Raw genomic sequence first — 21,265 nt, forward strand, 5'->3', positions numbered from 1 at the left:
GAACATGACCCGTAAATATCGCAGTACATACCTGCTGTTTATAGCTTTATTGACCCTTACGGCCTTTTCCTGTAACGAAAAGAAAAAAGAAAAGGAAACAAAAGAAACTACTGTAGTCGTACAGGATGTTCCCAAACTAGAAATATCCGGTAACCATCGCTTTTTTGCTACGGAAGACGAAAAACCTTTTTTTTGGCTGGGAGATACCGCATGGTTACTGTTCAATAAACTGAACAGGGAAGAAACAGATGCATATCTCGAAGACCGGAAAGCCAAGGGATTCAATGTCATACAGGTGATGGTGCTGCACTCCCTCGATGCTGTCAATGTCTACGGAGATACCGCCCTGGTAAAACAGAATGTCGCCCGGTCGGTCGTTACACCCGGTAATACCTTTGAAAACGAAGAAGAATACGATTTCTGGGACCATGTCGATTATGCTGTGGAAAGTGCGGCCGATAAAGGCCTGTACATGGCCCTGGTACCCGTATGGGGATCGAATGTCAAAACCGGAAAGGTAAGTGTGGAAGATGCCCGTAAATACGCATCCTTTCTTGCCGAAAGATATAAAGACAAAAATAATATCATCTGGCTGGATGGTGGCGATACCTTCGGGAACGAATACACCGATGTCTGGAATGCCATAGGAGAAACACTGAAAAAAGAAAATCCGGACAAATTGTTAACCTTCCATCCCCGGGGGCGTATGCAGTCATCCGATTGGTTCCACGACAAATCCTGGCTCGATTTCAATATGTTCCAGTCCGGCCACAGAAGATATGACCAGGACGACAGCGAAAGAAAATATGGCGAGGACAACTGGCGGTACGTACAGGCGGACTATAACAGGAAGCCCGTTAAGCCTACCGTAGACGGCGAACCTTCCTATGAAGGCATACCACAAGGCCTGCACGATCCGGAAGAACCTTTCTGGGAAGACAAGGATGTACGAAGGTATGGCTACTGGTCTGTTTTTGCAGGAGCAGCAGGCTACACTTACGGGCACAGTGCCGTAATGCAGATGCACCGGCCCGTAGACAAAGAAGGCGCTTACGGTAACAAAAAATACTGGACCGATGCCATCAACGACCCCGGGGCAAAACAAATGCAATACCTGAAAGCACTAATGCTGCAGTTTCCCTATTTCGAAAGGATACCTGACCAGTCTCTCGTGGCCGACCAGGGAGAGCGGCATGACTACCAGACCGCTACGCGTGGCGAGGATTACGTCCTGGTGTATACCTGCAACGGACGAAACATCACCCTCAATATGGGGAAAATAAAAGGCGAGAAGGTAAAAACACAATGGTACAACCCCCGCGACGGACAGACACAGGATATAGGAACATTTGACAACACCGGGAAACAGGAATTCGACCCGCCCGGACAAAAAGAAGATGGTAACGACTGGGTACTTATACTCACTTCGGTTTAAATTTGATAATGAGCAAATGAGCAAATGCGATAATGAAATTAAAAGAAGAATTCCTCCCCTTCGGGGGAGGTGCCAAAGGCAGAGGGGTGCCTCGCATTCAGATTTTAATTAAACAGAACAAACCTCTCCCCTTGAGGGGAGATGCCGAAGGCAGAGGGGTGTCCCTCAAAAAAAACCAACTAAAAATCACGTGCTCCAACAACATAAAGGCACGATAAAGAACACATAAATGACCCGCTTTATATATAGCCTATTAGCATTGTTTTTCCTTTTTTCCTGTACTACCGGGAAAGACGATGAAATATATATTTTCACCTCGTTCCGCGAACCTGCTACCGATGGGCTCTACCTGGCCTATAGTAGAGACGGTAATCATTGGGAAGACCTTGGCGGCCCCTACCTGGAACCCGGAACAGGAGAAAGCGGTATTATGCGCGATCCTTCCATCGTCAAAGGTCCCGACGGTACTTACCATATGGTCTGGACGACGGAATGGAAAGGAGGTAACGGCTTCGGTTATTCCAGTTCGCGCGACCTTATCCATTGGTCAGAACAAAAATATATCCCCGTTATGCAGCACGAATCCGATGTTGTAAACGTATGGGCACCCGAAATTTATTATGATAAGGACGAAGACCGGTATATTATCATCTGGGCATCTACCATACCGCACCGTTTTGAAAAAGGGGAAGAAGAAGAAAAGAATAACCATCGTATGTATTATGTGACCACGAAGGACTTCAAAACCTTTTCGGACACCAAGCTTTTTCTCGATCCCGGGTTTAGTGTTATAGACGCCGTGATTGTCCGCAGGGGAAAAGATGATTACGTACTGGTGCTGAAAGACAATACCCGTCCCGTCAGGGCTATGCGGGTAGCTTTCGGAAAAACACCGCTGGGACCCTTCGATAATATTTCCGAACCCCTGACGGATTTCCTTACCGAGGGCCCAACCGTGCTAGAGAAAGACAATAAATGGCTTATTTATTACGACCAGTACGGGGATAAAAGTTACGGTGCCGTTTCCACGACCGATTTTACATCTTTCGAAGACATACACCAGCAGATCAGCCTGCCCGAAGGACATAAGCATGGAACCATCAGTACCGTTTCCGAAGAAGTATTGAAGGAACTTATAGCAAAACACGAACAAAAGGACAACAAAGCACAGGATACCGTACATTATACCGGCACAACCCTGTCCAACATCGATTACCATCACGGGCAGTTGCCACTCGCTGTAGGCGTACATGCCAGGCAGGTTATGCGGGCCAGCAGGGAACATCCCGGTCAGGCAGATGGTTTTGGGTGGACCTATAATCACGCACCCAACCTGGCCCACTGGAACAATACGTTTTTCTTACAATATCTTAGCGACCCGGTGGGCGAACACGTTCCCCCCGGACAAACTTTTCTCGTGACATCTCCCGACGGAAATACCTGGGGAAAACCGCAGGTACTGTTCCCGCCATACCGCATTCCGGACGGCTGGAAAAAAGAGGGATATGATGGGGTGGCCAAAAACCTCGATGCCGTTATGCATCAACGTATGGGATTCTATGTAGCTTCGGACGGACGTTTGCTTACGCTTGCTTATTACGGTATTGCCCTGGACGAAAAAGACGATCCCAACGACGGAAAGGGGATAGGCCGTGCCGTAAGGGAAATATACAACGACGGTACATTCGGCCCTATTTATTTTATCAGGTATAACAAATCCTGGGATACTTCAAAATCCGTTTATCCATTCTATACCGAAAGCGAAGACAAGGGGTTTGTAAAAGCGTGCGACGAATTACTGTCCGAACCCCTGATGATGCAGCAATGGGTAGAAGAAGCAGATCGCGATGATCCTCTTATACCGCTGAAAAAACAATTTAAGGCATTCAGTTATTACCACCTCAATGACGGGCGTGTAGTAGGCTTGTGGAAACATGCATTGACCTCAATAAGCAACGACGGTGGCAAAAGCTGGGAATATCATCCCCTGCGGGCTCCGGGCTTTGTTAACAGCAATGCCAAGATATGGGGACAAAAAACATCCGACGGTAAATTCTCCACGGTTTACAATCCGTCCGAATACCGTTGGCCCCTGGCCGTATCCACCAGTGAGGACGGTCTCGAATATACCGATCTTATGCTTGTTCACGGGGAGATCACCCCTATGCGTTACGGCGGGAACTACAAATCCTACGGCCCACAATACGTAAGAGGCATAACAGAGGGCAACGGTACCCCTCCTGACGGAAACCTGTGGGTAACCTACAGTATGAACAAAGAAGACATATGGGTGGCCTCGGTGCCCGTACCGTTAACCGATAAGGCAAAAAATCATGCGGCAGATGTTTTTAATGAATTACCCGACGGAGAAGAACTCCGGAACTGGAACATTTACGATCTGGTACTAGCTCCTGTGGGTGTAGAAAAAGGAAAAGACGGTAAAAAACACCTGTCGCTCCGGGACAAGGACGCTTTCGATTATGCAAGGGCAGAACGGGTGATCCCGGAAACATCCCGTTTAAAAACGTCCTTTACAGTTGTGCCCGGACAGAACGACAAGGGGCTCCTGCAAATCGAGTTCCAGGACAAAAAGGGATTACCGTCCGTCCGGCTTATATTTGACAAGGATGGCATATTAAAGACCAAGGCAGGGGCCCGGTTTAAAAACCTGTTGGAATACGAGGCAAACCGGCGTTATACCATAGAAATGACCCTCGATGCAGCTACACGTTCCTATACGATGAAAATCAATGGAGAAGATAAAGGGACCAGGATATTCTACGCCCCCACGGCGGAATTCAGCAGGATCATGTTCCGTACCGGCGAACAGCGTCATTTCCCTACTCCCGATACACCCGCAGATAATTACGATGACCTGCCCGATACCGGCAAACAAATACCCGAAGCAGTATTTCTGCTGGAATCTCTGACCACTGAAAACTTTTGATGAAAGCATACTGTATACATATTATCCTTGTTTTAACCTGTACAGCTTTTTTATCGGCATGCGGAGAAGTCAAAGACACTTCTCCCGAAGCGATACGGCTTACCTGTGAAGCAGGAGCAAACCCGATGGGAATTACCACACAGCATCCCCGTCTGGGCTGGCAGTTACAGGCCTCCGGAACAGACGTCCTACAAACTGTCTATCGCATCCTGGTAGCTACCACCAGGGAAAAACTGGAAAAAGAGGAGGGTGATGTATGGGACAGCGGTACCGTAAATTCGTCAGAAAGCCAGAGGATACCCTTCAAAGGCAATTCATTACAGAGAGAGCAGTATTATTACTGGAAAGTAAAAGTATGGGATAACCGGGGGAACGAATCTCCCTGGAGTGCGGTAAACACCTGGTACCAGGCCCCGGAAGAAAATATGATGAAAGCCCGGTGGATAGGAGCCATACGGAAAGAAGACAGCGATCTGCCGGAAGGCAGAAATTACCACACACCAACCCTTAAAAAGAAAAAAAGAGATTCCATCGTTGCTGCCGCGGACTCCCTGGCCGGTAGAAGCATCCTACTTCGAAAGACGTGGAAAAACGATAAAAAAATAAAAAAAGCCATAGTTTTCATAAGTGGATTGGGGCAGTACGAACTCACTATCAACGGGGAGAAAACAGGAGGTAGTGAGTTTGCCCCTTTATGGTCCGACTACGATAAAACCGTGTATTACAATACCTACGATGTCACCGGTCAGTTGACCCAGGGTGAAAATGTAGTGGGAGTGATGCTCGGCAATGGCATGTACAACACCCTGGCAGGAAGATATTCCAAATTTTACGTCAGTTTTGGACCGCCTACCCTGTTCTTCCGTTTGAAGATTACTTATGCGGACGGAACCGAACAGGTGGTCCGTTCCGATGATTCCTGGAAATATGCTTCCAGTCCGGTAGTGTTCAACAGCATCTTCGGAGGTGAAGATTACGACGGCCGGCTTGAACAACCCGGTTGGGATAGTCCCGGGTTCCGGGGAGGAGGCTGGAAACCTGTAGTTATACAGGAAGCCCCCAAAGGAACATTAAGGCCGCAGACCGCGCCACCTGTAAAAGTATTGCGGGAGTATGACGTGAAAGAACAGACCGAACCCCTTCCCGGTGTATATGTACTGGATATGGGGCAGAACATATCCGGTTTCCCCCAAATTAAAATAAAAGGCAAAAAGGGGCAGACCGTACGTATATGGGTGGGAGAATCACGCAAAGACGACGGTACCGTGGCACAAGGTGGTTCCGGAAAGCCATACTATTACCAGTATACCCTGAAGGGAGATAGCGAAGAAACCTGGCGCCCACGGTTCAGTTATTACGGATTTCAATACGTCCAGCTCGAAGGCGCCAATTACCCTGAAGCCCGTAATGATACCCTGCCAACCATTTCTGAAGTTAAATCACTCTTTGTATATAATTCTGCCGAAAATACCGGGAGTTTTACTTCTTCCAACGAAATATTCAACCGTACACACCAGCTTATCGATAATGCCGTAAAAAGTAACTTCCAAAGTGTTTTTACGGACTGCCCGCATCGCGAAAAGCTCGGCTGGCTCGAAGAAACCCACCTTAACGGCCCGGGACTCATTTACAATTACGACCTGCGAACCTTTATCCCGAAGATTATGCGGGACATAGCCGATGCGCAACGACCGGACGGGCTTATTCCCAATATCGCCCCCGAGTATATTGTCTTCGGAGGAGACTTTACCGATTCGCCCGAGTGGGGAGTGGCAGGGATTATGCTGCCCTGGATGTATTACGAATACTATGGTGATACATCGCTTATCGAAAAGTACTACCAGGTCATGAAAAAGTATGTCGATTACCTTACAACCACTGCCACTGGTCATATCGTATCGCATGGGCTGGGAGACTGGTACGACTATGGCGAACATGCTGCCGGGTATTCCAAAAACAGTCCCGTTGCCCTGTCTGCCACATCCCACTATTTCATGGGAGCAGAACTGGTGGCCAAAGCGGCCGGCATGCTTGGTGAAACAGAAGATGCCGGAAAATATAAAGATCTTGCCCAAACGATCCGCAAAGCCTTCAACCGTGAGTTTTTCGATCCCGCGACCGGACAATACGGTACCGGCAGCCAGTTCAGTAATGCCGTACCGCTTTTTATGGATATCGTAAAGGAAGAGAACAGGCAGGAAGTACTGGAAAACCTCCTGGCGGATATCCGGAAACACGGATATCGCCTGACTACCGGCGATGTGGGTAACCGTTACCTGTACCAGGTACTTGCCCGCAACGGTTATAACGATGTGCTGTATAAAATGCACAATCATTACGACACCCCTGGTTACGGGTTCCAGATCAAGTTCGGATTAACGACACTCACCGAGCAGTGGGACCCCCGGAAAGGGAATTCCCTCAACCATTTTATGATGGGACAGATAGAAGAATGGTTTTTCCGCAGCCTGGGAGGAATCGTTCCCGATAAAGAAAAACCAGGTTTCCGGCATTTCTTCCTGCAACCTGAAGTTACTGGCGATCTGACCTATGTAAAAGCCGGGTATAATTCCATTTACGGCCCTATACATTCCGAATGGCACCGGGAAGGAGATACCGTAAAGTACACATTCGAAATCCCGGCAAATACCACCGCCACGGTAAAACTCCCCGGGGCACAGTCCGAAGGGATAACCATAAACGGGAAAATCATACGGGAGAGCGATCAGATAACAGGTAGTAATTTACCTTCGTTTCATCTCGGTTCAGGAAAATATACGGTAGAATATGTATTGGAACCGCCACATAAAAACGGGTTATGAATAAGAAAAAGATAAAAAAAGAACGTATAAATGCTATGCCGGGGAGAGGAATATTTTTAATCCTGCCGCTCCTTCTGGCTCATGGCAGTAAACTGTTTGCACAAAACTCCGATAGTAAATACAATGAACCTATTTTGCACACTATTAATAAGATAGAACGAATATTTAATGTAACAGTTGAAGATGAAAGAGGACTTCTGAAAGACAAGAACCTCGACTATGCCGACTGGCGTATACGCTACGGACACCCGGAAATATCTCTTACCAATATTCTCGCCCCGTTCGACCTGACTTTCTTTAAGGAGTCCGATTCCGTCTACATTATCCGGAAGTTCGAATATCCCCGGCGTTCCGTAAACGTGGGGGAAGAGCGCCTGCAATATCTGGAAACTCTGTATAATGACAAAGATAGCTGGGAAAAGCGCAAGGACTCCCTTAAAAGCTGTATGTATGCTGCCCTGTGGCTCGATAAAGCCCCGGAAGCGCCCGGGACCAAACCGGTCCTTACCAAAAAACGGATTTATAATGGCTATAGCGTGGAAAATATCGCACTCGAAATACTCCCGGGAGTATATGCCACAGGTTCCGTATACAAACCGTATCCCCTGAAAGGAAAACACCCGGTTATTGTATGTCCCAACGGGCATTTCGGCCAGGGAAGATACCGGGAAAGTCAGCAGGTCAGGAGCGCCACCCTGGCAAGGATGGGCGCTATAGTAGCCGGTTTTGACCTGTTTGGCTGGGGAGAATCACAATTGCAGTTTCCTTACAAATACCATCATAACAGTATTGCGGCAACCGTACAGGTACTCGATGGCATGCGCCTTTTGGACTACCTGCTTACCCTGCGCCATGCTGATCCGGAACGGGTTGCGGTAACCGGAGGTTCAGGCGGAGGTTCACATACCATGTTCCTCACTGCGCTGGACGACAGGGTAAAAGCATCTGCCCCCGTAGTTATGGTTTCCTCACATTTTTCCGGTGGTTGTCCTTGCGAGAGTGGTCAGCCCCTGCACCTTTGCGGCAACGGGACCAATAATGCCGAGATCGCCGCTATGGCAGCCCCGAGGCCACAGCTTGTAGTTTCCGACGGAAAAGACTGGACCCATGCCGTCCCCCAACTCGAATTTCCCTTTATCCAACGCACATATGGTTTCTACGGCAAAAAAGACCGGGTCAGCAATGCCCATTTCCCCGACGAAGGTCACGATTACGGAAAATCCAAAAGAATGGCCGTATACCGTTTTATGACAGAATACCTCGATCTGGATCTGAAAAAAGTACAGAACAGTAAAGGAGAAATAGACGAATCAGCCTGCGTGGCAGAAGAAGAGAACACCCTGAAAGTATTCGGTGATAACGGAGAAAAACTCCCGGCAAATGCCTTGAAAGATATTAATGCGCTATATAAACTTTTTGGAAAAGAAAACAAAAAAGCGCTCTAATCAGCAACCCTGGGCAAACCCTTCGGCGTTTTCCCGTACCGAAACTCGGGAGAGTGATAACTAACAAACTACGAACTAACAACTACGAACTAACAACTAAGAACTACAATAAAAAACAAATATCCCGATGAAACTATTGCACATCGTATTACTATTAACCTTTTATTCCGGAATTGCTACACTGCATGCACAATCCCCGGAAAACCGGATGAAACTCTGGTACGACAAACCCGCATCAAACTGGAACGAAGCCCTACCGCTGGGTAACGGCAGGCTCGGGGCCATGGTGTTCGGTGACCCTGCCATAGAGCGCCTTCAACTGAATGAAGAAACCATATGGGCCGGATCACCGAATAACAATGCTAATCCCGAAGCACTAAAGGCATTGCCCGAGGTCAGAAAACTTATTTTCGAAGGGAAATATAAGGAAGCCGATGCCCTGGTCAACAAGGAAATGATGGCTACGACCAATAACGGGATGCCTTACCAGACCTTTGGCAGTTTGTATATCTCCTTTCCCGGGCATGCGACATATACCGATTATTACCGGGACCTGGATATTGCCAATGCTACTGCCACCGTAAAATATAAAGCAGGCGATGTAACCTATACGAGAGAGATCATCACCGCCTTCAGGACCGATGTTATAGCCGTTAAGCTTTCTGCCGACCAACGGGGAAGTATTACCTGTAATCTTTCTATGAACAGCCCGTTCGATCATACCGACCCCTATACCGACGAAGACCAGCTCGTACTTTCCGGGGTTAGCAGTACCGTAGAAGGGCAAAAAGGAAGAGTTAAGTTTATGGGCCGGCTGGCGGCAACACACCGGGGAGGAAAAATTACCGTACAAAACGGCATTATGAGTCTCGACAACGTAGACGAAGCCACCCTGTATATTTCCATAGCCACCAATTTTAAGAACTATAAAGAACTGTCCGCAGACCAGGAACAAAAGAGCAGGGACCTTCTCCAAAAGGCCCTGGCTCAAAATTTTGACAATATCCGTTCCGCACATACCGCGTATTATCGAAAGTTTATGGACAGGATGTCTCTCGATCTCGGAATTACCGATGCCGCAAAGCTACCTACCGATCAAAGGATCAGAAACTTTTCCGAAGTATCCGATCCTCAGCTTGCCGCCCTGTATTTCCAGTTCGGCCGGTACCTGCTGATATCCAGTTCACAACCCGGCGGACAACCTGCCAATTTACAGGGCATCTGGAACGATCAGCTCTTTCCGCCCTGGGAAAGTAAATACACCGTAAATATCAATGCCGAAATGAACTACTGGCCGGCACAATCCACCAATCTCACCGAAATGCATGAGCCCTTTGTGCAGATGGCCGAAGAAGTGAGCGAAAGCGGGAAAGAAACCGCCAGGGTCATGTATGATGCCGACGGTTGGGTACTGCACCACAACACCGATATATGGTGCTTTACCGGGGCAATAGACATGGCCGCATCCGGAATGTGGCCCACCGGGGGAGCGTGGTTTTGCCAGGACTTATGGGACCGTTACCTTTTTACGGGAGACAAGGGGTACCTGGAAAAAATATACCCTGTAATGAAAGGATCGGCCCGGTTTTTCCTTGACTTTATGGTACCGCACCCCGAGCATGGCTGGCTGGTGGTGGTACCATCCGTTTCTCCCGAAAATACCCATGCCGCAGAAGGCGGAAAAGCATCGGTTGCAGCCGGGACCACAATGGACAATCAACTTGTATTCGATCTGTTTACCCACGTTGCCGAAGCAGCTGCGATATTGGGAACAGATAAGGATCTCACATCCGAACTGGCAAAAGCCAAATCCCGGCTTGCTCCCATGCAGATAGGAAAACACGGCCAGTTGCAGGAATGGATGCACGATTGGGACGATCCCGAAGATAAACACCGGCATGTGTCGCACCTTTACGGGCTGTTTCCCAGTAACCAGATTTCCCCCTTCCGCACCCCGGAACTGTTCGATGCCGCAAAAACATCCTTAAAGTTTCGCGGGGATAAATCCACCGGGTGGTCTATGGGATGGAAAGTGTGCCTGTGGGCCAGGTTGCTCGACGGCGACCATGCGTACAAACTATTACAGGACCAGCTTAGCCTGGTAGTCCCCGGAAAAAAAGGAGGGGGCACCTATGCCAATATGTTCGATGCACACCCGCCTTTCCAGATCGACGGAAACTTTGGCTGTATAGCCGGTATAGCCGAAATGCTCATACAAAGCCAGGAAGGTGCCGTACACCTGCTTCCGGCATTGCCTTCCGCCTGGAAAGACGGCGAAGTCAAAGGATTGGTAACCCGTGGAGGATTTATACTCGATATGACCTGGAAAAACGGTAAACTCCATAAAGCTGTTGTAAAATCCAAAAACGGGGGAAACCTCAGGTTGCGTTCCGCAACCGGGTTAAAAGGAGAAAACCTCCAAAGAGCAAAAGGAGAAAACCCGAACCCGTTTTTTACGATTCCCGAAGTAGCCGAACCCATTATAGCAGATAAATCCAAACTGAACAAAGTAAAGTTACCCCGGTATAAAGAATACGATCTCCGGACCGTAGCAGGAAAAATATATACGGTTTATGGAGGGTAGATCGGTGGCTTCGGTACATTCCGAACAGAGTTCGGAACACTCAGTCACCTCTGTAGAGGCTTTGAAAACCAATGCCTAACCTGCAACCTGCAACCTGGAACCTGAAACCCGTAACCCGTAACCTGAAACAACTAAAAATGAAACTTATTAAATACCTCTTCATCATCATTATCGCTACAACAATCAGTTGCGGTACGGAGGGGCAGGCCGGAAAACCTGCCGTGCTGAAAGCGGAAGATTTTGAACATTACGCAGCATACTTTAACCGTATGGAAGACGAGAACATCCGTCAGGCCATACCCAACGATAGTGCCTGGGCGTGGATGAAAGACAATATTCCGCTATTCGAGTGTCCGCAGGACAATTTCGAAGAAATGTATTATTACCGTTGGTGGAGTGTGCGTAAACATATTAAAAACACTCCCGAAGGCTATGGTATTACCGAGTTCCTTGTAGAGCGTTCATATGCCGATAAGTACAATCTGATAAGCTGCGCCCTCGGGCATCATATTCGCGAATTCCGCTGGTTGCACAACCCGGAATACATAGAACAGGATGTACACCTTTGGTACCGTGGAAATGATGGCGCTCCTATGAAAAAGTTGAACTCTTTCAGTAGCTGGACGGCATCTTCCCTCTATGACCTTTACCTCGTAAACGGCGATAAGGAATTTTTGTTTGATATGTTGCCCGACCTGGTGGATGAGTATAAGGGGTGGGAAGAGAACAGGAAACGCCCCGACGGGTTGTTCTGGCAGAATGATGTTAAGGACGGTATGGAAGAATCTCTGAGCGGAAGCCGTCATGAGCGAAATGTACGCCCCACCATAAACAGTTATATGTATGGTAATGCACGGGCTATTGCCAGCATAACCAAACTGAAAGGTGATATGGGGCTTGCAGGGCTGTACGATGCAAAAGCGGATACCCTCCGACAATTAATCCAAAATACCCTGTGGAACAGTTCCGATCGTTTTTTCGAAACCTATAAACAGGCCGATAGCTCTGCAAACGTAAGAGAAGCTATAGGATTTATCCCATGGTATTTTAACCTCCCGGAGCAGGGTAAGGGTTATGAAGAAGCGTGGCAGCAAGTGAAAGAAGAGGAAGGTTTTCTCGCTCCTTTCGGCCTTACTACCGCCGAGCGACGAAGCCCCCGCTTTCGTACCCATGGCTCCGGGACCTGCGAATGGGACGGTGCCGTATGGCCTTTTGCCACTGCCCAGACCCTGACGGCTATGGCCAATGTACTCAACGGGTATAAGCAGGACTACGTAAATAAGGAAGATTATTTTAAACATATGAACCTGTATGTCGAAAGTCAGTATTACCGTGGCAGACCATACATAGGGGAATATCTCGACGAAACTACCGGGTACTGGTTAATGGGAGACCGGGAGAGAAGCAGGTATTACAATCATTCCACATTTAACGACCTGATCATTAACGGTCTTATAGGGCTACGCCCGAGGGAAGACAACAAAATTGAAGTGAGCCCGCTTATCCCTCGGGATACATGGGATTGGTTTTGCCTGGATAATGTACTGTATCACGGAGACATTCTCACCATCCTATGGGATAAAACCGGGGAGAAGTACCATAAGGGCAAAGGCTTTCGTGTATTCCGTAACGGGAAGGAAATAGCTTCAACCGGGCAATTGGAGAAGATCATAACAGAATAAAAATAAATAACATGCACACCCGTATCCTTTACCTGATATATTGCCTGATCAGCCTGACAACAATTTGTGCAGCTACGGACGATACCGGTGTACGCGCAATCGGCCTGCAATGTGAAATGCTTACCGATCCAGAGGGCATTGATGTAGTAAACCCTAGGTTGAGCTGGCAGTTAGGGACCAATGAACCAAATATCCGCCGCACGGCTTACCGGGTATTGGTGGCATCTACCAAAGAAAAACTCGAAAACAACGAAGCCGATCTATGGGATAGCGGAAAAGTACAGGACGAAAATGCGTTCTACATAACCTATAAAGGCAAACCCCTGCACAGCAAGCAGGAAGCCTGGTGGAAAGTAAAAGTGTGGACCGGTAACAGAGAAACTTCCTGGAGCAGCCCGGCCTATTGGAGTATGGGTATACTGAATTATGCCGAATGGAAGTCCACCCGGTGGATAGGTATGGACAAGGCTTTTCCGTGGGATAGCATAACACAGTTTTCCCGTTTGTCTGCACGCTATCTCCGCAAGGAAGTAGACCTTAAAAAAGAAGTGCGTAAAGCCAAAGTCTATATCATGGGGCTTGGTATGTACGAGCTCTACATCAATGGCCGGAAAGTCGGTGACCAGGTACTGGCTCCCGTACCTACCGATTACACCAAAAATGTGAAATATAACGTCTACGATGTCACTCCCATGCTCAAATCCGGTACAAATGCCGTAGGGACCATCCTGGGTAATGGCAGGTATTTTACCATGCGGCAGCATTACAAACCGTACAAAATAAAAACTTTCGGATTCCCGAAAATGGCCATGCAGTTAGATGTAGAATACACCGACGGCAGCCGGGAAGTTATCAAAACGGACGAAAGCTGGAAACTCACGGCCGACGGTCCCATTCGTACAAATAATGAGTATGACGGCGAAGAATACGATGCCCGTAAGGAAATACTCGGGTGGGACCAGCCGGGTTATGACGATAGTCATTGGTTAAATGCGAACTATGTACAGGAGCCCGGCGGATTTTACGAAGCACAGATGACCCCGGGAATGCGGGTGATGGAAGAAATTGATCCCATTGCCATAGAAGAGCATGGCGAAGGAAAGTATATTCTCGATATGGGCCAGAATATGGTAGGTTGGTTACAGGTTAAAGTAAACGGCAACCGGGGCGACCGCGTAACCCTGCGTTTTGCAGAATCCCTGAAAGAAGACGGATCGCTCTATACCGAAAACCTTCGCGATGCCAGAGTAACCGACGTATATACTTTGAAAGGAGGCAGAGAAGAAATATGGCAGCCCACTTTTGTTTATCACGGTTTCCGCTACGTGGAAATATCAGGTTTTCCCGGAAAGCCCGCGTTACGGAATTTCAAAGGGGGAGTAGTATATGATAAAATGGAAACCACCGGGACTTTCGAGACTTCCGACGCCACCCTCAACCGGGTCTTTGAGAATGCCTACTGGGGGATAAGAGGCAATTATAAAGGGATGCCGGTCGATTGTCCGCAGCGCAACGAAAGACAACCCTGGCTGGGTGACAGGGCTACCGGGGCTTACGGGGAAAGTTTTGTTTTTGACAACGCTACCCTCTATGCCAAATGGCTCCACGATATCAGGAATGCCCAGACCGAAGACGGCGGTATCCCCGATGTGGCTCCCGCTTTCTGGAGGTATTACGGCGACAATGTTACCTGGCCCGCGACCTATTTTACCGTGGCCGATATGCTGTATTCCCAATATGCGGATAGCAGGAGTATAAAAGCGCATTACCCCTCCATGAAAAAATGGATGCGGTATATGGAAGCCAACTATCTCAACGAAGGCCTGATGACCAAAGACAAGTATGGCGACTGGTGCGTGCCCCCGGAATCCCTGGAACTTATCCATTCCGAAGATCCCGCGCGTAAAACGGACGGGGTATTACTGGCTACGGCCTATTATGTATACCTGCTGCAATTGATGACCAGGTTTGCCGGGATAATAGACGCTCCGCAGGAAGACATCAGGCATTACCAGACCCTTATGGAAGATATGACATCTGCCTTCCAGTCCCGTTTTTTCAATGAAGAAAACAATCAGTACGACAATAACACCGTAACCGCAAACCTGTTGCCCCTGACCTTCGGAATGACACCGAAGGACCGAAGGGAAAAAGTATTCGGCAATATTATAAATACCATAGAACAGACCAATAACGGCCATATAAGTACCGGGGTTATAGGTACACAGTTCCTCATGCGTACCCTGACCGAATACGGAAGGGCCGATCTTGCCTATCGACTGGCTTCCAATATCACCTATCCGGGTTGGGGATACATGGTAGAGAACGGGGCTACTACCATATGGGAATTGTGGAATGGTAATACCGCCAGTCCCAAAATGAACTCGCAGAACCATGTTATGCTGCTCGGCGATCTGCTGATCTGGTATTACGAAGACCTCGCCGGAATAAAAAGCGCTCCGGATTATCCGGGGTTTAAGAAGATAATAATGAAGCCGGCCTTTGACAGTGGTTTGGATAAAGTGTCCGCAACTTACAATTCCGTGAGAGGACCTATCGAAAGCCACTGGCACAAAAAAGCCGGGAAACTGCAATGGGAGGTAACCATTCCGCCGGACACATCGGCAGAAGTATATCTTCCCGGAGAAGAAGCGGAAAAGGTGAAGATCGATAAGAAAAAGTTAAACCGGAGCGGAATAGATTATCGCCGGGAACAGGAGAAGATCATTGTGAAATTGCCTTCGGGGACTTATGCGATCCGTATCGACGGATAAAACGGTAAAGTCGGGACAGTGCAGGATACCCTTAATAAATGTATTTTTTACATTAGCAGCGACAGATGATAGCCATAAAAACAAAAAAGATGAAACCGACATGATTAAAATAATCCTTAATACACAAAATAATGATTATTTTGATCATCAAAGGTTCCATGTGACCATTAAAAAACAATAAAAACATACATGAAAACCTTACGTATTGCAGCATTCGTATGTGTTGCACTGACCTTGTATAACTGCAAGACCGAAAACAAGACATCCCCTGAAGAAGAGACCTGGAGGAAAGGGATTGTAACCGACGAATTTATTTATGAAGAAGCACCGTATCCTTCATGCCACGCCGCAACCATAGCCGAAACTCCGGACGGGCTTGTAGCCGCATGGTTCGGCGGCACCAAGGAGCGCAATCCTGATGTAGGTATATGGGTAAGCCGTAATACCGGGGATAGCTGGAGTACACCCATAGAAGTGGCCAATGGTGTGATAAACGATACGTTGCGCTACCCGTCGTGGAATCCCGTTTTGTACCAGGTTCCCGATGGCGACCTGTTATTGTTTTATAAAATAGGCCCTAAACCATCCGAATGGTGGGGATTAAAAATGACTTCTTCCGACGGCGGAAAAACCTGGTCCGAGCCCGAAGAACTGCCCGAAGGATATATAGGGCCGGTAAAGAATAAACCCGAACTTGTCGGAAACGGTAAGCTCGTATGCCCTACCAGTACCGAAGGAAACGGCTGGCATGTGCGTATGGAGATCACCCCCGATTTCGGAGAAACGTGGAGCATGACCGATACCATCCCGAGAGGACCGGAGCCCATAAATGCCATTCAGCCCAGCATACTCAAACACGGAGACGGAAAACTACAGATCATCTGCCGTACGCGAAACAGGGCACTGGGGACGTCCTGGTCCGAAGACTACGGGGAAACCTGGTCAAACTGGGAATTGCTTGACCTGCCTAACAATAACTCCGGCACCGATGCCGTGACCCTGCAAGACGGAAGACATTTGCTGGTATACAATCACGTATTGCCACCGGACGGAAAAGTAAAAGGCCCGAGGACTCCCTTACATGTTTCCCTGTCGGATAACGGTATCAACTGGAAAGCATCCCTTATCCTCGAAGACTCCGAGATCAGTCAGTATTCCTATCCCTCCGTAATCCAGGGCGCGGACGGTATGATCCATATCGTATATACCTGGAGAAGAGAAAAGATAAAATACGTAAAAATAGACCCTGATAAAATGGTGTCTTATCCTATAGAGAACGGTATATGGCCGGGAACAGGGAGGGGGGAGTAGAACCCGGGCTTCGATACATTCCGGCTCCGCCGGAACACTCAGCCGCCTCTGCTTTGGCTTAGACTGCAAACCGGTGGCTTGGGTACAACAGCCTGCGGCTGTCACTCAGCCACCTCGTTTTGTAAACCTGTAACTTGAAACCTGATAACCCAAACAATGAAAAACCAGCATAAACAAAACCACCGAAGAGACTTTCTGAAAACCGTTTCCATGGCTACGGCAGGAATAGTAGTAGTCGGGGCATACGGTAACCCGATAGAGGCGCTGACTGGAAATATCAAAAAGCAGCGGTATAAAATAGCTGTGTGCGATTGGATGATATTAAAAAGGCAAAAACTCAGTGCCTTTTCTCTTGCAGAAGAAATACATGCCGATGGTATAGAACTGGATATGGGCGGACTCGGTTCGAGGGAAACTTTTGACAGTAAACTGTCCGATCCCGCTATGGTAAAACAGTTCCTCGAAACCTCCCGGAATACCGGTGTAGGTATCAGTTCCATAGCCATGTCCGGATTTTATGCCCAGTCCTTTGCCGAACGTCCTACGGTAGACCGTATGGTACAGGATACGGTAGATGCCATGAAAGCCATGAATGTCAAAATAGCCTTTTTACCACTCGGGGTACAGGGCGATATGGTAAAACACTCCGAATTGCGCCCCAAAATCGTGAAAAGACTCCGCAGTGCAGGAGAAAAAGCAGGTAAGATAAGTGGGGTCATCGCCGTGGAAACCTCTTTTGATGCCACTGAAGAAAAAAAATTCCTGGAAGAAGTTAATTCCCCGTACATCAAAAGTTCCTTCAATTTCGCCAATGCCGTAGAGCACGGAAAAGATATTAGCGAGGAACTTCGTATACTTGGAAAAAAACATATCGCCCAGATACACTGTTCCAATACCGATGGCGTATGGCTGGAAAACGATAAACAGATAGATATGCCCGAAATAAAAAGAACCCTCGACAAAATGAAGTGGGAAGGATGGCTCATCGTAGAAAGGTCAAGAGATGTAAACATGGTAAGGAACGTAAAAGCCAACTACGGCGCCAATGTAGCCTATTTGAAATCGGTATTTCAGTAAGGGTAGATATGAGATTTTAGATGTTAGGCGTAAGATTTATGTATTGAAAAAAGAAAAGGCTCCCAGGTGCTCGTTTGCAACGAGTGCCTGCAACAACCCGGGGCTTCGATACATCCCGAACATAGTTCGGGACACTCAGCCACCTCCGTTTTGGCTTTGTGACTAAAATTATAACCTGTAACCTGCAACTTGTAACCTGTAATATTAAATCAAAATGCAACAAACCCAATCATACAAACCGTACTTTATCCTCATCCTGAGCATGATATTCCTGTCCTGTTCTCAAAAAAAGCAGGTAACTGTTGTCTACGACGCTGACGCTTCGCCGAGAATAAAATTCGGAGCGGAAAAACTCTCGGAAGCATTACAGGAAGCAGGTTATAAAACCGATATTTTATCAGATACCACCTTGCTTTCCGGGAATGCAAAAACAATTTACATCCGGAATGCCGGAGATAGTTCACTTAAAAAAGAAGGTTTTCGCATTGCAGCAACAAAAAACGGGTTACGGTTAGAAGGCGCAGACCCTTCCGGAGCCTTATACGGTGCACTGGAAATAGCGGACCGGGTCAAAGAATCCGGTGAGGTGGACTTTACGCTCGATTTCTCCGATGCCCCCAAAATGGTACTTCGCGGTAGTTGTATCGGGGTACAGAAACCCACCTATCTTCCCGGCAGGACCGTATACGAATACCCCTATACCCCGGAAACCTTTCCCTGGTTTTACGATAAAGAGTTGTGGATCGAATATCTCGACAATATGGTAGAAAACAGGATGAACTCCCTTTACCTGTGGAACGGCCACCCGTTTGCTTCCCTGGTAAAGCTGAACGACTATCCTTTTGCCGTAGAAGTAGACGAAGAAACCTTTAAGAAAAACGAGGAGATCTTTCGTTTTCTTACCGAAGAAGCCAACAAAAGGGGGATTTGGGTCATACAAATGTTCTACAACATTATCGTGTCCAAACCCTTTGCCGAGCATTACGATATTAAGACCCAGGACAGGCAGCGGCCTATAACCCCGCTGATAGCCGATTACACCAGGAAATCCATTGCCGCTTTTATAGAGAAATATCCCAATGTAGGGCTGTTGGTAGCCCTCGGCGAAGCCATGAGCGGTAAGGAAACCGATGTAAAGTGGTTTACCGAAACCATCATTCCGGGGGTTAAGGATGGACTTAAAGCGCTGGGCCGTACAGATGAACCGCCTATTATTCTCCGGGCCCATGATACCGACGCGCCGTTGGTCATGGAACATGCGTTGCCCCTATATAACAATCTCTATACAACTCATAAATACAACGGGGAGTCCCTCACTACCTACGAACCGCGTGGCCCGTGGTCCGAAATTCATAAAAAGCTGAGTGAAGCAGGTTCCGTACATATCTCCAATGTACATATCCTGGCCAACCTGGAACCTTTCCGTTACGGTTCGCCCGATTTCATTCAGAAAAGCGTACTCGCTATGCATCGCGTTCACGGCGCCAATGCCCTGCACCTGTACCCGCAGGCGTCTTACTGGGACTGGCCTTATACAGCCGACAAAACCGAACCCCGTTTACTGGAAATAGAGCGCGACTGGATATGGTACAAGGCCTGGGCGCGATATGCCTGGAAAAGCGAAAGAAACAGGACAGACGAAATTGCCTACTGGGGCGATATGCTGGCAGACATGTACGGAACAGGCCCGGAACAAGGTAAGGCTATTCTCGATGCCTATGAAGAATCCGGGGAAATAGCCCCCAAAACACTGAGAAGGTTCGGTATTACCGAGGGTAACAGGCAAACCCTGTTGCTGGGTATGCTGGCCAGCCAGCTTGTAAATCCATATAAATATCATATTTATCCCGGGTTTTACGAATCCTGTGGTCCCGTAGGGGAAAAGCTCATCGAGTATGCCGAAAAGGAATGGAACGGGGAGAAGCATACAGGAGAGACCCCGGTACAGATTATCAGTGAAATTACGGCACATGGCGAAAAAGCGGTCGAAGCCATAGAAAAAGCCGAAGCCGGGGTAACCAAAAATAAGGAAGAATTCCAAAGGCTTAAAAACGACATGTACTGCTACAGGGCCTTCGCCAATTTCTTTTCGTGGAAAGTAAAATCCATGCAGCACGTATTGCGTTACCAGTATTCCGAAAACCTGCCGGATCTGGAAAAAGCCGTAGATCCGCTGGAAAAGAGTATAGTACACTATAAAGAATTAGTAGAATTAACTAAAGATAATTACTTGTATGCTAATAGTATGCAAACCGCCCAAAGACGTATACCGATAGGCGGAGACGATGGCAAGCACAAAACCTGGGAAGAAATGCTGCCGTTATACGAAAGAGAACTGGCTAACCTTCAAAGAAATATAGAAAGGCTTAAAGCATCCGAAGACGGAAAACTACAAAAAGAAGAAGTAAATCCCTGGGCGTCCGCAGAAGTAACATTGCAACAGGAAGCAAAAAGGTATGTGGTAAAAACAGGTCAGCAGGTATATAAAGGAATACCCGTAACAGCGATAGCTGACGAACTTAAAGTGCTCGAAGGCGTATATATATCGCAGGAAGAACAGATAGAACGGGGAACACATCTTAAATTTCAGAATGATAAACCCGTAAAAGTCGTGGTCGGGTATTTCAATACCGATCAAAAACGATTTTTATTACCCCCTGTACTCGAAACCAATGCGGCAGGAAACCTGCGGGGAGAAGCCGAAGTAGTCATAGCCAACGCAATGGAAGTAAAAGATATGCCGAGAATAAACATACATACCTATAAATTCGATGCCGGGAATAACGAACTGGTACTGGACAAAGGCCGGGCCCTTATTCTCGGGTTTATAGATGCGGAACAGGAGATCAAGGACCGTGATGCCGGACTCGTCGGGGCAGACGAGAAGAAAGCTATAGATTGGTTGTTTTATTAGTTACTGGGTTATTAAGTTTGTCTTTGACCTGATGCTCGTTTGCAACGAGTACCTGCAACCCGGGGCTTCGATACATTCCGGGCTATGCCCGGAACACTCAGCCGCCTTTGCTCTGGCTGCAACCCACAAACCCACAAACCCACAAACCCACAAACCCACAAACCCACAAACCCACAAATCCACAAATCCGCAACCTGTAACTTGTAACCCGAAACCTGCAACTTTTAACCTGCAATTTGAAACTTGAAACCTGGAACCTCGAACCTCGAATCTC

10 protein-coding genes are annotated in these 21,265 nt (G+C 47.8%); all 10 read left to right on the forward strand.

Features of this window, described 5'->3' with window-relative positions:
- Positions 1-4 precede the first annotated feature (4 nt).
- A complete protein-coding gene (locus ACVBDY_RS08450; RefSeq protein ID WP_447175032.1) occupies positions 5-1,435 on the forward strand; it encodes a glycoside hydrolase family 140 protein in 1,431 nt (476 codons plus the stop codon).
- Between the two features lie 229 nt (positions 1,436-1,664).
- Positions 1,665-4,382 (forward strand): glycoside hydrolase family 43 protein, encoded by a 2,718-nt coding sequence (locus tag ACVBDY_RS08455; RefSeq protein ID WP_447175033.1) that lies wholly within the window; start codon positions 1,665-1,667, stop codon positions 4,380-4,382.
- On the forward strand, positions 4,382-7,204 hold the full coding sequence (locus ACVBDY_RS08460; protein ID WP_447175034.1) for a glycoside hydrolase family 78 protein: 2,823 nt from the start codon (positions 4,382-4,384) through the stop codon (positions 7,202-7,204). Before ACVBDY_RS08455 ends, ACVBDY_RS08460 begins: the two co-directional genes overlap by 1 nt.
- Entirely contained in the window at positions 7,201-8,649 is a 1,449-nt protein-coding gene (locus tag ACVBDY_RS08465) for an alpha/beta hydrolase family protein (RefSeq protein WP_447175035.1), read from the forward strand. The genes ACVBDY_RS08460 and ACVBDY_RS08465 overlap by 4 nt, the downstream gene beginning before the upstream one ends.
- 127 nt (positions 8,650-8,776) lie before the next feature.
- The gene (locus ACVBDY_RS08470) at positions 8,777-11,233 is read left to right on the forward strand and encodes a glycoside hydrolase family 95 protein (protein ID WP_447175036.1); all 2,457 of its coding nucleotides are present in this window, start codon (positions 8,777-8,779) and stop codon (positions 11,231-11,233) included.
- Between the two features lie 71 nt (positions 11,234-11,304).
- Positions 11,305-12,915, forward strand: a complete 1,611-nt coding sequence (locus ACVBDY_RS08475) for an MGH1-like glycoside hydrolase domain-containing protein (protein ID WP_447175037.1) — start codon at positions 11,305-11,307, stop codon at positions 12,913-12,915.
- Between the two features lie 11 nt (positions 12,916-12,926).
- Positions 12,927-15,689: a glycoside hydrolase family 78 protein gene (locus ACVBDY_RS08480; RefSeq protein WP_447175038.1), complete on the forward strand. Its 2,763-nt coding sequence runs from the start codon at positions 12,927-12,929 to the stop codon at positions 15,687-15,689.
- A gap of 189 nt (positions 15,690-15,878) precedes the next feature.
- Positions 15,879-17,000, forward strand: coding sequence for a sialidase family protein (locus ACVBDY_RS08485; RefSeq protein WP_447175039.1), 1,122 nt, complete (start codon positions 15,879-15,881; stop codon positions 16,998-17,000).
- 156 nt (positions 17,001-17,156) lie between these two features.
- The gene (locus tag ACVBDY_RS08490; protein WP_447175040.1) at positions 17,157-18,077 is read left to right on the forward strand and encodes a sugar phosphate isomerase/epimerase family protein; all 921 of its coding nucleotides are present in this window, start codon (positions 17,157-17,159) and stop codon (positions 18,075-18,077) included.
- 214 nt (positions 18,078-18,291) lie between these two features.
- The gene (locus ACVBDY_RS08495; protein ID WP_447175041.1) at positions 18,292-20,991 is read left to right on the forward strand and encodes an alpha-d-galacturonidase; all 2,700 of its coding nucleotides are present in this window, start codon (positions 18,292-18,294) and stop codon (positions 20,989-20,991) included.
- Positions 20,992-21,265 lie beyond the last annotated feature (274 nt).

The organism is Sinomicrobium halophytocola, assembly GCF_052983395.1.